At 61.4% G+C, this 15,687-nt stretch carries 5 protein-coding genes; 2 read left to right on the forward strand and 3 right to left on the reverse strand.

Annotated elements, in window-relative coordinates; genetic code table 11:
* Nucleotides 1-79: 79 nt before the first annotated feature.
* On the forward strand, nt 80-12,577 hold the full coding sequence (locus tag ACZ0A4_RS07290) for a filamentous haemagglutinin family protein (protein WP_463573828.1): 12,498 nt from the start codon (nt 80-82) through the stop codon (nt 12,575-12,577).
* A gap of 47 nt (nt 12,578-12,624) precedes the next feature.
* Here the strand turns inward: ACZ0A4_RS07290 and ACZ0A4_RS07295 are convergent, their stop codons facing one another.
* The 3 genes from ACZ0A4_RS07295 to ACZ0A4_RS07305 form a co-directional block, all read right to left on the reverse strand.
* Nucleotides 12,625-12,966, reverse strand: coding sequence for a type II toxin-antitoxin system RelE/ParE family toxin (locus tag ACZ0A4_RS07295; RefSeq protein ID WP_127930382.1), 342 nt, complete (start codon nt 12,964-12,966; stop codon nt 12,625-12,627).
* A complete protein-coding gene (gene relB, locus ACZ0A4_RS07300) occupies nt 12,899-13,093 on the reverse strand; it encodes a type II toxin-antitoxin system RelB family antitoxin (protein ID WP_122600383.1) in 195 nt (64 codons plus the stop codon). The genes ACZ0A4_RS07295 and relB overlap by 68 nt, the downstream gene beginning before the upstream one ends.
* A 259-nt stretch (nt 13,094-13,352) precedes the next feature.
* Nucleotides 13,353-14,300: a SphA family protein gene (locus tag ACZ0A4_RS07305; protein WP_463573829.1), complete on the reverse strand. Its 948-nt coding sequence runs from the start codon at nt 14,298-14,300 to the stop codon at nt 13,353-13,355.
* Nucleotides 14,301-14,511: 211 nt separating this feature from the next.
* Between ACZ0A4_RS07305 and ACZ0A4_RS07310 the strand changes: the two genes are divergently transcribed.
* Complete coding sequence (locus ACZ0A4_RS07310; protein ID WP_463573831.1) at nt 14,512-15,609, forward strand: AraC family transcriptional regulator; 1,098 nt, start codon at nt 14,512-14,514, stop codon at nt 15,607-15,609.
* Nucleotides 15,610-15,687 lie beyond the last annotated feature (78 nt).

A 15,687-nucleotide genomic window follows, 5' to 3' on the forward strand; every position in this document is an offset into this window, starting at 1 on the left:
TGTCGTAACAGCAGGTTTTTGCACGCCTGCGGCCTTGCGTGGCAACCCAAGTGTGGCAAAAAAAAAGGATCTCGTAGTGATGCTCGCTCGCCCATCCCGTCGTCGTACCAATGTTCAGTCCTTCAAGCGTGATGCCGTGGACCCGGCGCTGTGGCTGCTCAAGCCGTTGGCGCAAGCGGTGGCGTTGTGTCTGGTGGCGGGCAGTGCGCACGCGCAGACGGCGTTCAGTTCAGGTTGGTTCGCCGCCAAGGGCGCCGCGCAGCAAGCCGCGGCGGCACGGCCGAGCGTCGGTGGTTTGCCGGGGATGACGCCGCCATTGGCGCAGCAAGAAAAGGCCAATCAGCAGTTGCAGCGTTCGATCCAGACCTTGAACAACACGGTTGCTGCGATTGCCGCGCAGCAGGCGGCGCAGGCGGCCGGACGTGCAGCGGCGCTGGGCGCGGTGCAGTTTGTGCCGGACGGTCTGGGTGAGGGCGGTTTGAAGGTCGATAACAGCCTCGCGCAAGGTTGGCAGAACGCCAAGGGGCCGCAACAGACGCAGGCCGATGGCAAGACCACGGTGAAGATCGAGCAGACGGCCGACAAGGCGATCCTCAATTGGGAAACCTTCAACGTCGGTCGTAACACCACGGTTGAGTTCGCTCAGCAAGCGAACTGGGCGGTGCTCAACCGCGTTAACGACCCAAGCGCACGGGCCAGTCAGATCCACGGCCAGATCAAGGGTGACGGCACGGTGATGCTGATCAACCGCAACGGCATCGTGTTCAGCGGCAGCAGCCAGGTCAACGTGCGCAACCTGGTGGCGGCGGCAGCGAATATCACCGATATCCAGTTCCGCGACCGTGGCCTGTATTTCGACAGCACCGGCACTCAGCCAACCTTTACCGACGCTGCCGGCAAGGTGCTGGTGGAGCGCGGCGCATCCATCTCGACGCATCAACCGGCGGCCTCCACCGATGCGGGCGGCTATGCCTTGCTGCTCGGCAACGAAGTGCAGAACGACGGCAGCATCAACACCACCAAGGGCCAGACTGTATTGGCGGCCGGTGACCGTTTTTACATTCGTAAAGGTTCGGGCACCGAAGGCAACGCGCTGTCCACCACCTTCGGCAGTGAAGTCATTCCCGGCTTCAAAGCCGGGGCCGCTGCGGGAAAAGTCACTAACAACGGCTTGATCCAGTCCGCCACGGGTGACATCACCCTGACCGGTCATGAAGTGGTGCAGAACGGTGTATTGCTCGCCAGCACGTCAGTGGCGACGCGCGGCACGATTCACCTGACCAACCCAAGCAGCGACACCAACGGCAGCGTGACGCTGGGGCAGGGCAGTGCCACGGCAATCATGCTCGACAGCAGCGATCTCACCGCCCTCGACAGTCAACATGACGCGGCGCTGACCGGCGTCAGTGCGAACAACCGGATCCGTGGCGATCAGTCGCGCATCGACATCCAGAGTGGCGGCAGCGTCGAGTTCCAGAACGGCTCGATCACCCTGGCCACGGGCGGTCAGATCGCGGTCAATGCGCAACACCGCAGCCTGGTGCGAGACGGCGCGATGATCGATGTGTCCGGTGCCCTTGGCGTCAAAGTGGCGATGGAAAACAACAACATCAAGATCAACGTGCAAGGCAACGAGCAGCGCGATGCCTCGGTCAACCGTGAGAAGGGCGCGCTTAACAGCAATGACATCTGGGTCGATGTGCGTGAGCTGGTTTATGTGCCGGCAGGCACCAACGGTTACGCCACCGATCGCTGGTACACGGCGGGCGGTTTGCTCGAAGTCGGCGGTTATCTCGGCACGCAGGGCCATAGCGTTGGTGAGTGGATGGCGCAGGGCGGCACGGTGAGTTTTGCCGGCAACGATGTGGTCACTGAAAAGGGTTCGCTGATCAACCTGTCCGGCGGCACCCTCGATGTGCAGAGCGGCGAGATTCGCCAGAGCTGGCTGCGTGGCGCCGACGGCAAATTGTATGAAGTCTCCAGGGCGCCGGGCGATCTGCTCTACACCGGGCTGTACAAAGGTTATGAAGACAGCAGTGAACGCTGGGGTCAGACGAGCTATTTCTACAACCCGCTGATTGCCCCGCGCTCGCGTTTCGAGTCTGGGTACACCGTGGGCCGCGACGCCGGGCAACTGGTGATTGCCACCGCCAACGCGGTGCTCGATGGGCAGATGATTGGCGAGGTGTATCAAGGCGAACGGCAGAATCAGGCACCGAAACCGCTGCTTGATGGTTATGAACAAAGTCAGACGGCACTGGCGCGTCGTGCGCAACTGATTGTCGGCAACTATGACCCGGCCTATGTAGCGGCGGCGAGTGGATTGCTCTACACGCTCAATCCGCTGCTTGATCAGGTGCAGATTGGCGGCGAGCGTCCGGTCGCCGGCAATGATCTGGATCTGCTCGGTGCAGTGTCCGATACGCGCAAGGGCACGTTGTATCTTGATAACGATCAGCTCAATGGCTTCCGTCTCGGCGCGCTCAAGGTGGCGGCCAAGGATCAAATCGCTGTTGATGGCGCGCTCACGGTCGATGCCGGAGGCGACATCACCTTGTATGCCCCGGATGTGCACATTGGCGCTGACCTGACCGCACGCGGTGGCAGTTTGCGGCTGGGTAACGTGCTCAATCAGTTCAACGGCTCTACAGCCACCGATACCCAAATCACGGCGAAATCCGGCAAGTCGACACACGTTGTCGTGGCAGAAGGCGTGCGCCTGGATACTCGCGGTGTGTGGAGCAACCTGCGCACCAACCCGGACGATGGCGCGAGTCTGGCGTATCTCAACGGTGGTCTGCTGTCGATCCGTAGCAGTGGCGATATCGATATTGGCGCGGGTAGCCTGCTTGATGTTTCCTCTGGCGGCGCGATGCTCGCCAACGGCAAGACCCGGGGCGGCAAGGGCGGTGATGTGACGCTGGAATCCAGCGCCATTAGCGCACCGGGCAAGACCCATTTGAATTTCGATGGCGAGTTACGCGGCTTCGGTGTCACGGGGGGCGGCACCCTGACCGTGCAGGCCAACAAGATACTCATCGGGCAGACCGACAAGGTGCTGGCCGACAACACCCTGCAGTTGTCCGCCGACCTGTTCAGCAAGGGCTTCTCCGCTTACAACCTGATTGGCCTGAGCGGGCTGGACGTCGCCGAAGGCACGGCGATCGATGTGAACATGCCGGTGTACCGCTTTGCCGATGCCGCGCCAAATCAGGTCAGCGGTGTTGAGCCGCAATCGGCACTGGAGCTGTGGGCGCCGACGCTGTTCCAGGAAAACCCGATCAAGGGTGTGTTGACCCAACGCGCCGGTGCCAGCCTGACTTTGCAGGGCGGGGCCAGCCTGATCGATCTGATCGACGCGGCCAACAGTCCGTTGACGCTTGGCCGCGGTTCGCGCATCAGCGTCGATCCGGGGCAGAGCATCAAGTTGCGTGGTGCCGGGCAGATCACGGTTGAAGGTGAGCTCAATGCCTGGGGCGGCACGGTTGATATTCGTCAGCAGCAGTTCGGCTCGATCAAACCGGAAACGTCGATTCAGTTGGCCGATCCGAATGCGCATAACCGTTCCATCTGGATCGGCGAGCAGGCGGTGCTGGATGTCGCCGGTCGCGCCAACACCGCGCTCGATAACCTGGGTCGCACTTACGGGCAGGTCGGCAAGGGCGGCAGCATCATCATCGGCGGCGAACTCGATTCGAAACTGGCGACTGCCACGGCTGCCGATGCCTACGTGATTGTGCGTCCCGGCGCTCGGCTTGATGCCTCTGGCACCGAGGCCATTGTGGATATCGCCGGGCAGGGGCCAACCCGAGTCGCGACGGATGGCGGGCGCATTAGCCTGGGTTCCTACAACGGCCTGTTCATTGATGGCAACTTGCGTGCGGCGGCGGGCGGTGTCGGCGCTGCCGGCGGTCGTCTTGACATCGCCCTGGAGACGCCGCTTTACGTTGATTCGGCAAGCAATGCGGTGCGGGCGCCGAGGGAAATCATTATCGCCCAGGGTGCGGGTGATAAGCCGCTCGCGCAGGATCTGCGTCCGGGCGAGGGCGCCGAAGGCTTGCGCTATGGCCAGGCTCTTTTGAGTGCCGACGGCTTGATGGCGGGCGGTTTCGATAACCTGAGCCTGTTGAGCAACGGCCTGCTGTCGTTTGACGGCGACGTCAATCTGCACATGAATCAGAGCCTCAATCTGTACGCCGGGGCGTTGTCGCTGGCCGAAACTTCCAGCCACACGACACGTGTCGACTTGAGCGCGCCGTACTTGCGTTTGTCCGGTGTGGGCAGCTACTTCGCGGGCGTCAACAGGATCCGGCCGCGGTTGACCAATAACCCGACGGCTCAACTGTCGGACGCGACATTCAATGCGTCGGCAGACTTGCTGGACGTGGGCAATGGCCTTTCGGTCGGCACGCAGGGTTCGATTCTGCAACTCAATGCCCCGGCTGTTGAGTACAGCCGCCGGGCGTTCGGTGTGGTGTCTCTCGACAGCCGCGGCGACCTGCGTTTCCTCGCGACAAACGATGGTGCCGAGAAAACCCGGCTGTGGACGCCGGGTGACTTGAATCTCGGTGCTGCGCAGATCTATCCGGGCACTGGCGTCCAGGCTGAAGTGCGGGTCGGTTATCAGGGCGCCGTAGCGGGTTCTGAACACACCTTGCGCATCAGCGGCCGTGGCGCGGCGCCCGCTGAGGTGCCGTACTCGGTATTCGGCAATCTGAGTTTTTCCGCTGCGTACATCGAGCAGGGCGGAGTTGTGCGGGCACCGCTGGGCAAGATTGTCCTGGGCGACGATTTGCTGACCAGCAGCCGCGAGGTGCGTCTGCTTTCTGGCAGTACAACGTCGGTGAGCGGTGCCGGTCTGGTCATGCCCTACGGCGGCACTACTGACGGCATCGATTATCTCTACAACGGCAAGTCGGTGGTGTTGAATGGCATCACGGGCGAAAAAAACGGTGTGGCCATCGGTGGGCAATTCATCGATGTGCAGAACGGTGCGCTGATCGATCTGTCCGGCGGCGGCGATCTTCGCGGCGCTGGTTTCATCTCCGGGCGCGGTGGTTCTACCGATGCGCGTTTCAATCCGCTGGTGCGCAATGCCACCGACGGCACTTTCAGCTTGCCGGGGCTGAGCAGCAACCCGGTCTACGCCATCGTGCCGGGCAATCAGAGCCGTTATGCGCCGATGCTGGCGGAAGCGGGCGCGGTCGATCCGCGCGTGGGCCAGCAAATCACCATTGGCGCCGGTGTTCCGGGGCTGGCGGCGGGAACTTACACGCTGATGCCATCCACCTTTGCCTTGTTGCCGGGGGCGTTCCGGATCGAAGTCAGCGGGCAGGCAACACCGGCTGCGCCGACGGCGGCGCTGCAACTGCGCAATGGTTCGTGGACCGGCAGCGGGCAGATGTCGATTGCCAATACCGGCCTGCGCGACAGCCTGGCCAGTCAGGTCATCCTGACGTCGGCGGATGTGCTGCGGCGTTACTCGCAGTACAACGAAACCGGGCTTACCGAATTCATCCGCAATGATGCCGCCAGGCGCGGGGTGCCCCGTGCATTGGCACCGATGGACGGCAAGACCCTGGATCTGCGTTTGAGTACCAGTGGTCAGCAAGACATTGCTTTGCAGTTCAACGGGCGCGCGCTGTTCAACGCCGCCGAGGGTGGGGTGATCGGGACGGCGGTGGTGCGCGGAGGTTATGCCGGCAGTGACCTGGAAATCCTCGGCGCCGGGCAGGCGCCGACCGCGCACGCCGGTGGTGTGTCGTTGTACGCCGACACGCTGAACAACCTCAACGCCGGGCGTTTGACCCTCGGTGCAATGCCCGATGTCGTGTACAACACGTCAGGCAATATCATCAGCTTCCTCGGCAGCACCTCCAATATCGTGTTACGTGAGGGGGCCGTCCTTTCTGCGCCGGAAGTCTTGCTGCGCACTACCTTGAGCACGGGCGGTATCACGGTCGAGGCGGGTGCCGGGATCAACACGCTTGGGCGTGGCAACGTGGCCTACGATTCAACGGCCGGCTACCTCTACCAGCCCGGTGCATCCAGTCTGTTGGTCGTGTCCAACGGCTGGACAAACGTGTTGGCGCCAGACTTGGGCCGTGGCACTAGCGGCGCGGGCAGCATTCGAATCGGCACGTGCGCCAGCGCAGCCTGCAGCAATCCGGCGCTGCTGTATTCCAACGGCAGCATCACTGCGGCCACGGACAATCAATTCGAACTCGGTGAAGCAGTGCGATTCGGCACGCGGCACCTGGCGCTGTCGGTCGGTTCGGTGAATGCCGGCAGTGCCGAGGCGCTGGCGGCGGCAGGCAGTCGCGTACCGGCCGGGCTGACCCTGAACCAGAACGTGCTTGACCGTTTGCTGCGCGGTGATACGCAGTACGGCGCACCAGCGCTGGAAACCTTGAGCCTGACCACCCGCGACGCGTTCAATTTCTACGGCAGCGTCAGCCTCGATACGCTCGATCCGCAGACCGGCCAAAGCAAACTGCAAAACCTGGTGCTGGTCACTCCGGCGATCTACGGTCTGGGCGATGCCAGCGATGTGGCGACCATTCGCACCCAAAGCCTGATCTGGAACGGCGCCACTCAGACACCCGGCAGCGTCATCAATGGCGGCGCCGGCACGGGCAGCGGCACGCTGGACATTCAGGCGCAACGCATCGAACTGGGTTACGGCCCGATGCCGCAGGCCAGCGGGCTGGATCAGAACAATCGCCTGGTGCTGGGTTTTGCCAACGTGAACCTGACGGCCAGTGAACGCATCACCGCCAATCATAAGGGCAGTCTGGCGGTGTATCAGGAGCAGGGCGCTTACGACCCGCTCAAGGGCTACAGCTACAGCGGCGGTAACCTGAATCTGCGTACGCCGTTGCTCACCGGTGAAGCCGCGTCGGTCAACCTGCTCAAGGCCGGCGACAGCCTGACGCTCAGCGGCGGCGCGGCTTCCGGGGTGGCTGATGCCTTGGGTGCGGAACTCAACCTTGAGGCGCGCAACATCGCTCTCAACAGCCGTATCACCTTGGCCAGCGGCAAACTGACGGTGAAGTCTGAAGGTGATTTGACCCTCGGCAACGCGGCCGTACTGGATCTGGCCGGGCGCACCTTGCCGTTCAACGACGTGAGCAAATACAGCTGGGGCGGCGATGTGTCGCTGTACAGCGCCAATGGCAATATCCAGCAGGCGGCGGGCTCGCGGATCGATCTGTCGGCGAAGAACAATCAGGCCGGGACGCTTAGCGCCATTGCGTTGACCGACGCGGCCGGGACAGTCGATTTGCAGGGTGAAATCCTCGGCGGCAGCAGCGGTTATTACGATGCCGGCGGCACGCTGGTGCCGTACAAGGCCGGGGGCGTGGACATTCGCGCGCAAAATCTGGGCGCAGATGCCACTGCGCAGTTTGCCGCGCTCAATCAGCGCCTTAACGCCGGGCAGGTGTTCGGCAGCCGCAGCTTGCAACTCAAGCAAGGCAATCTTGTGATCGGCGATGGCCTCAAGGCCAGTGACATCAGTGTCTCGGTGGACAGCGGCAGCCTGACCGTGGCCGGTCTGATCGACGCCAGTGGAGAGCGCGTCGGCAACATTCGTCTGTCAGCGAAAAACGGTCTGACCCTGGCCGGTAATAGCGTGCTTGACGCCCATGGGCGCGTGCTGCGCGTCGACAGCTACGGCAAAATCATCGATGCGCCGAACCGGGCCACGGTGGAACTCAATTCCGGTGAGGGTGTACTCACGCTGGCGTCCGGGGCGTGGATCGACCTGCGTCACGGCACCGATGCCGTGCCCGGTATTCTCGCCGGGCAAAACGATGCCTTGCTGCGTGGCACGCTGGAGCTGAACGCGCCGCGCCTGGGCAGCAATGACATCGCCATTGATGCCAGCGGTGCGTTGACTATTCAGGGCGCACGTTCGATCGGCCTCAATGGCGTGCGTCGCTACACCGATGCCCGCGATGGCACCGATCAGGCCGTCACTGGCCGACCGTATCAAGTCATCGACAAAGCCATGCTCGAGCGCATTCACGGTGACAGCGACACCTTCATCAACGCCGCCCTGGGCAACACCGATTTGTTGCAACGCAAACTTGCCGGGTTGAACAACGCCGCTTACGCCGATGCGTTCCATCTGCGCCCGGGCGTGGAAATCGCCAGCAAGACTGCCGACGGCGACTTGGTGGTGGAGGGTGATCTGGACTTGTCTGGCTATCGCTACGCAAGCCTCAATCCGCATACACGGTTGAATCCCTCTGTATATGGATCGGGCGAGGCCGGCAGCCTGGTAATCCGCGCTGGGGGCAATCTCGACATCTACGGCAGCATCAACGACGGCTTCGCTCCGCCACCGGAAACTCAGGATGACGCTGGTTGGAAACTGATCGCCGGTGTGCAGCCGTTCGGTGGCGATCTGATCGTACCGGGCACCGGCGTGTCATTGGCCGAAGGTACGCAGTTCCCGATAGGCGCCACGCTCAATTACGACGTGACCATCCAGGGTGCGGTTCTGGCCAGTGGCACGTTGCTGCCGACTCAGGCAGTGCTGGGTGAGGCGTATACCTTCAGCGCCGGTACCGTGCTGGCGGGGGCGATTCACGACCAGAGCGACAACCTGTTGTACGCCGCCGGCACGCTGCTTGGCGACAGTGTGACGCTGCCTGCGCAAACACGCCTGGGTGCCGGCATCCGCTTGAACAAAGCCACCGCTCTGCAAGCGATGAACTGGCCCAAGGGCGTGCCCTTGCCAGGCGTTTACGATGCAGATCTGACCAGCGTTTCCGGGGTGAAATTAAGTGGCGAGCTGGCCTTGCTGCGCGGGTCGCTGATTCCGTCGATGACCGATGTGAAGCTCGCAGAAGGTACTTCGGTGATTGAACTGCGCCCGTTCAACGGCACGCAACAAGGTAAAAACTGGGCGGTGGCCCGCATGCTGCCGTCGGGCAGTGCGTCGTGGTCGATGCGTGTCGTGGCGGGGGCCGATCTTGACGCCGCTGACAGTCGTGCAGTGAAACCTGTGACCAACGAGGGCAACCTGAGGTTGGCAGACACTCATTACGGGGTGAAGGTGACGACATCCGCTGGCAGGCTCGTTTGGGCGGCGGGTAACCAGTATGGCTTTCCCGAATTTGAACCTGTACCGGATGATGCGCTTGCTGCGTGCACTATTGAGCCGAGCGATTGCGCGCCCATGGCCCGCTGGGTCTGGGCGCCCGGCAGCGGAGCAGGGGCTGACTACGAGCCGGTTCCCGAGGAAGCTCAATTCATTTGTGATTTACAACCGGAACTGTGTATCGGCAACAATCCCGGCAAAACTGCCAAAGCCCATACGCAGATGTTCAGCGTCCTGCGCACCGGTACTGGCGATCTCGACCTGATGGCCGCTGGTAACCTGAGTATGAATTCACCCTTCGGTGTGTACACCGCCGGTACTCAATCAGCGAATGTCGACCCGCTCTACAACCAGCAACGCGGGCATCTCTCGGACAATAATTCGGTGCTGGGCACGGCTGGCGCCGACTATGAAAAATGGGTCAACGGTGGCACTGACAGCCTCTATCAGGCCTGGTATCCGCAGCTGGGCGGCAACTTGACGATCAATGCCGGTGGCGCCGTATCGGGTGACTCGGTGGGCACCAAAGCGCAATCGGCGGCAGGTGGCTTCCGCGAGCAGGTGGCCAGTGTGGCGGTTGGCAATTGGCTGTGGCGCCAAGGCACGGGCAATCCGGACGTGCCCACCGCCTGGTGGATCAACTTCGGCAGTTATGCCTCCCGCTTGATGCCAACCGGAGACGCCAATACCGAACCTTACCTGGTGGGTTTCACCGGTTTCGGCACTTTGGGTGGCGGCAATATCAGCCTGCGGGCCGGCAGTGACGCCGGGATGCTCAGACCGTTGGGTGATGCCGGTAATTATCCGCGCAGCCAAGGGCTGATCGTGGCTGTGGGCAGCACCGGACGCGTCGCGAGCGACGGTAGCGTGCAGATGACCGGTGGCGGCGACATGGACATTCGCATCGGCGGCGCGCTGAACCCATCGCTGCAAGCGCGGGCCGGGGAAAATGGCTCCCGCACACCGACACACGATCTGCAAGGTGCGCTGATCAACCTGCGTGGCGCGGCGCAATTGAGCGCCGGTGCGCTGGGCGGGATTGACCTGCAATACGGCGCCGGCTACCAGTTCAATGACCCTCGTGAAACCCGCGCATTTGATCCATTCACCTCCACCACCAGTACCGCTTCCGGTGGACTGGTGCTGATACCCGGTGACTCGGGCATGAGCCTCAACACCCGTGGTGACCTGGTGCTGGGCGGGGCTGCGGATGCGGGCCGGATGATTTTGCAGAACGCCACACCGGTATTCAATGCCAGCGGGGAGATACAGCAGGGAGGGCTGCTGAGCGGCTTCTCACTATGGACTGATCACACGGCCATCGACCTGTTTTCGGCTGGCGGAAACCTGACGCCGAGCACGCAACTCGGCGAGTTCAGTGGCAGTAATGCGTTGATCACCGGCCGTAATACTTCGCCTACCGATGGCCGATTCGTGTATCCGTCCATATTGCGCGCCGTGGCGGGGCAGGGATCCATTTATGCCGGGCCGTCAGCCAGCTACACCGGGCTGTCGAATTTCCCGCTGGCGGGTTATTCATTGCTCTTGGCTCCGTCGGCAGCCGGACAGCTTGAGTTGCTGGCGGGCGACTCGATTTATGCCGGCGGTTATGCGATCAATCAGTCCGGTGCCAGTCCGTTGGCGATTGCCACGCCGTTCAATCCGGCCTTCAACCGGTATGTCACCAGCAGGGATAGCAAACCTGCGGCTACCAATTACAGCCGCGACGGTATTGTTTCGGTCGGCAACGACCGTTATCCGTTATTCGCCTTTGGCCCCGACAGCTATTCGGAACTGAGTAATGTACAAGGCCCCGCGCGGTTCTATGCGTTGACCGGTGACCTGGTGGGGGTTCGCAGTGGCGAGACGTTGAATTTTGCAACATCCAAACGCACTTGGTACGAATCGGCGGGGCCGGTCTGGATGAGTGCCGGTCGCGACATTGTCGCCTCCGGTACTAACCTGGGGCAGCCAACGCTCGCTCCCAACGATCTGAGCAACATTGCAGACAACATCACTTCGACGGGCAACCTGTTCGTCCATAACGATCCGCGAGACGTCTCACGGGTTTCGGCCGGCCGCGACATCCTTTACAGCAGCTTCGATATCGCCGGTCCCGGCACGCTGGAGGTCAATGCCGGGCGAAATATTCTGATGGAGGACCGCGCCAGCATCACCAGCATTGGTTCCTTGGTGGCGGGTGATCAGCGACCGGGTGCCAGTGTGGTATTGCAGGCGGGCACAGGCGCGCAGGGACTGGATTATTCGCGGTTCATTGCGCGTTACCTGAACCCGCAAAACGTCGCCAGTGCGCAGACCTCCCTCGGCGCGCAACCGGGCAAGGTCGTCAAGACCTACCTCGACGAACTGCAGAGCTGGCTGACCTTGGGCTACGGCTTCAGCGGCAACGCCGAACAGGCGCAAGCGTTCTACGCCGCGTTGCCAAGTGCCGAGCAGGCGATCTTCGCGCGGCAAGTCTACTTCGCCGAACTGCGTGCCGGTGGCCTGGAATACAACGATATCGACGGCCCACGCCAAGGCAGTTATCTGCGTGGTCGCAACGCTATCGCCGCGTTGTTCCCGAGCACAGATGTGGCGGGCAACCCGATCCGCTACGACGGCGATATCACGATGTACGGCGGAGCAGGGGTCAAGACCCTGTTCGGCGGCGACATCCAGATGCTCACCCCGGGCGGCGGTCAGGTGTTCGGCATCGAAGGTGCGGCACCTCCATCCACGGCGGGGATCATCACTCAGGGTTCGGGCAACATTCAGCTCTATTCGCAGGGCAGCATTCTGCTGGGGCAGAGCCGGATCATGACCACGTTTGGCGGCTCGATTCTCGGCTGGTCTGCCGAGGGCGATATCAACGCCGGTCGCGGCTCGAAAACCACCGTGGTCTACACCCCGCCGAAACGGGTTTACGACACCTGGGGCAACGTGACCCTGTCACCGTCGGTGCCAAGCACCGGCGCCGGTATCGCCACGCTCAACCCGATTGCCGAAGTGGCGCCGGGCGATATCGACCTCATCGCGCCGCTGGGCACCATTGATGCCGGCGAGGCGGGGATCCGCGTGTCGGGTAACGTCAACATCGCCGCACTGACGGTGGTCAACGCCGCGAACATCTCGGTGCAAGGCAAGGCAACGGGTGTGCCGGTGGTGTCGGCGGTGAATACTGGCGCGATCACTTCAGCCAGTTCCGCCGCGTCGTCGGCCACGCAAGCGGCGGAAGATGTCGCGCGTCAGCAGCAAGCGGCGTCGCGGCAGAATCAGGCGTCGGTATTTACCGTGCAGGTATTGAGTTTCGGCAATGAGCAACTCGCGCCGTCGCGCGATGGCGCCAGCCGTGCGCCGGCACCGGGTTACAACCCGAACAGTCCGGTGCAGGTGTTGGGGGCAGGGGCGCTGGATGAACAGGCGAAGCAGCAGTTGACCGAGGAGGAGCGTGGGCAACTGACGTTGTAAAAGACTCTCGTGTAGTACGTTTGGGCGACCGGTTGGTCGCCCTTTTTTTATGTTGATGAAGTTGAAGGGTATTTTTGTCGGGCGTGAAGCACCCTCAGTATTCTGATGCGCCCATTCACTCGATAGACCAGCAGATAGTTCGGATGAATCACCATCTCACGAGTACCAGGCACTCGGCCAGGTCGGTAACCGTAAGGTATTGATGAAAGCCGTTGTGCTGCCGCACCAACCTTGTGTCTTAGCGAAATTGAAGCGTTGGTGTTGTGTTGCTCGATGTATTTGAAGATGTCAGCCAGTTGACGCGAGGACTTGCTGCTCCATTCAAGCAGCAGAGCGGCGCTTCCTGCGCATCTCTTCCAGCATCTGGTCGAGCATCGCCATAGCCTCATCATGGGGAATACCAGGACTAGGATCATCGAGTGCATCCTGTACCTCTGCACGAAACCAGCGATCGTAGCTCTCGGCCTCTTCTTCGGATTCGAAGTCAGAGTAAAACGGGGAAAGTAATATGCTCATAGTGATCTCCGTGATCAATCTCGGCAGTTTAAGGGGGGGGGACATGGCCCATTGTCGTCACTGGCTGACGATGCACCCCCATGAGCCCTTGAGGATCCATGGGATAACGGAGCCCAGTATCTACAAGCGCACCCTTTAAATCTGCCAGACGTTTCCCCCCGTTGTCCGGTGATCTCGACCGCCGCTGTAGGCGTATTCCTCCCCTCCGTTTTTCAGGTTTTCAGGCTACAAATCCAGGTGCGCTTTCCTACAAATGCACTCAGAACGCATAGGGAATACTCACCTTCGCCCAAAGCATTTCACCTTCCGGCCGGTTCTCCACATCAAACTCCTTGGCCCAGCGAATCTCCGCGCTGGCGTACTTGAGAAAGGTGAAGTGCAGCGCAGGACCAATCGCGAAGACCTTGCCGCGTACGCCATCATCGACGTCCTGCCCGGCGAACTGCACGGTGTGGTCGAACTGTTTGTCGTCGGTGGTCTGCTTGAGGAAATAGCCGTTGACGCCGAGCATCAGATCGTCGGTGATCTTGTAGCTGGCTGAATAGTCGAAGTGGAAAATCTGCCCCGATTTGTAGTCGGTGTCCTTGTTTTTCTCGTTGAAGCTGTAGGTGGTCTTCATCGAGACTTCGGTCTTGTCCGTCGGTAACCAAGTGAAGGAGAACAGCGGCTTGTAGGTGTAGAAATTGTTGCTGGTGTTGGCCAGCCGATCGACGCTGTACTCACCGGTGGGCACGGTGACTTCCACGGCGGCGCCAAGGGTCAGGTTTTTGCCCATGTCCCACAGAATGATCGGTGCGAATGTCGTATCGCCCATGCCTTCGCGGGTGTCGCTCAAGCCGAACACCGAGACTTCCTGCTTCAGCCACGGCTGGGCGATGTAACCGGCCAGGCGTCCGCCGAACACGCGCACGGGGCTTAAGTAATCGAGACGCGGAATCACGGCGGTGGATTCGATTTCAACCTTTGGCACCTTGCCGCCCAGTGAGCTGATGTTGAGCTTGGTCGACTTGTAATGGTTGTAGTAGAGGTTGAACGCGACCATGTTCTGCGGAAGGCTGTCGACTTCCAGCGGCAGCATGAAGAAACCGTCGGTACCGGTGCCGATGTTGTCGACGCCGGCTTCGGTGGCCAACGCCGGTACGGTCACGGTGCAGCCCAGCAAGGAAAGGGTCAGGCGCAGGGGCAATGTCGCGCGGTTCGGTTGCATATCCGTCCTCATTATTATTGTGTTTTGGGCGCAACGCCGGCACGCAGCACGCCCGGCACTATAGAAATAAGCGCTTGGCGCCCGGCGGGGCAGGGTATTGGCGGACAGTTAGGGGGACTTCTGCGGACAGTCGGCGAACCCTGTGCTAACTTCCTTCGACATAACCGGTTACAAAAATAACAATCAAGCGTGATCCGGAAAGTCAGCCCCCATGAACGTAAAAGTCCAAGACCCGACCTTTGAATTGGCGCTGGTCTCGCCATTTCTTTTGCAAACCCTCGCTGAAGTCGCGCAGAACAAGGGCGTCGATCCCCAGAGCCTGTGCCGTGGGCTGGGTTTTACTCTTGAGGATCTGCAGGATCCGGCGCAGCGGATTTCCTATCGTCAGGCGGTGGCGATGATTCAGCGCGCACTCAAAGTGCTGCCCAATCAGGGGTTGGGATTGTGGGTCGGCGCGCAGAATGTACTCGGCACCCTGGGTCTGCTCGGGCATGTGCTGTCGTTGTGCAAGACCTTGCGAGATGCCTTCGCGCTCGGGATTCGTCATCAACACACTTCGGGCGGCATCGTGGTGTCCAGCGTCGATGTGGTCGGCGCTCAGGTGCATCTCGATGCTGAATGTCGTCTGCCGTTCGCTGATGTGCAGGTGTTTGCGGTCGAGGAGTTCTTCGCCAGTTTGCTGGTGTATGGCCGCGCGCTGGTCGGGCCTGAGTTCAAGGCGATTGCCGTGGAATTTGTGCACGCCGCGCCGGATTACCTCAGCGAATACCACCGCCTGCTCGGGCCGGACGTGCGCTTCGGTTGCCTGCATAACCGCATGCTGATCGATGCGCAATGGCTGGACGTGAACCTGCCCAATCATCATTCGCTGGCATTGCGTCAGGCTGTGGCATTGCTGGAACTGGAAGCGGCGCAGGTGCATCAGAAACTGGATCTGATTCAGGCCGTGGAGCGGGCGATTGCCCGGGATTTGAGCAGCGGCAGTCACATTGAAAAGATTGCCGGCGATTTGAACATGAGCAGTCGCACATTGCGCCGGCGTTTGACTGAGCATGCGTTGACGTTTGAAGCGTTGCTGGAGCAGGTGCGGCAGGCGCGGACGATGAGTTTGCTGGGCAATCCTGATATGCCGATTGAGCGGATTACCGAAGAGGTGGGCTACAGCGATGTGCGCAGTTTTCGCCGCGCGTTCAAACGCTGGACCGGGTTGAGCCCGAGTGCCTGGCGTCATGACGCTAACCCTCACCCCAGCCCTCTCCCGGAGGGAGAGGGGGCCGACCGCAGTGTCTTGCGAGTTACATCGACCTGAAAGATTGCGTCGATTATGGACTTGAGAGATTGAGGCCGATCGAGGTGTCTTGAGTCATGCACCGACCTGAATTATGGA

This window comes from Pseudomonas sp. AC172 (assembly GCF_979258595.1).

Excerpts from the sequence above, each read along its gene's own strand:
- relB (WP_122600383.1), bottom strand. The coding sequence starts at position 13,093 with ATGAGCATATTACTTTCCCCGTTTTACTCTGACTTCGAATCCGAAGAA.
- ACZ0A4_RS07290 (WP_463573828.1), top strand. The coding sequence starts at position 80 with ATGCTCGCTCGCCCATCCCGTCGTCGTACCAATGTTCAGTCCTTCAAG.
- ACZ0A4_RS07295 (WP_127930382.1), bottom strand. The coding sequence starts at position 12,966 with ATGAGGCTATGGCGATGCTCGACCAGATGCTGGAAGAGATGCGCAGGA.
- ACZ0A4_RS07305 (WP_463573829.1), bottom strand. The coding sequence starts at position 14,300 with ATGCAACCGAACCGCGCGACATTGCCCCTGCGCCTGACCCTTTCCTTG.
- ACZ0A4_RS07310 (WP_463573831.1), top strand. The coding sequence starts at position 14,512 with ATGAACGTAAAAGTCCAAGACCCGACCTTTGAATTGGCGCTGGTCTCG.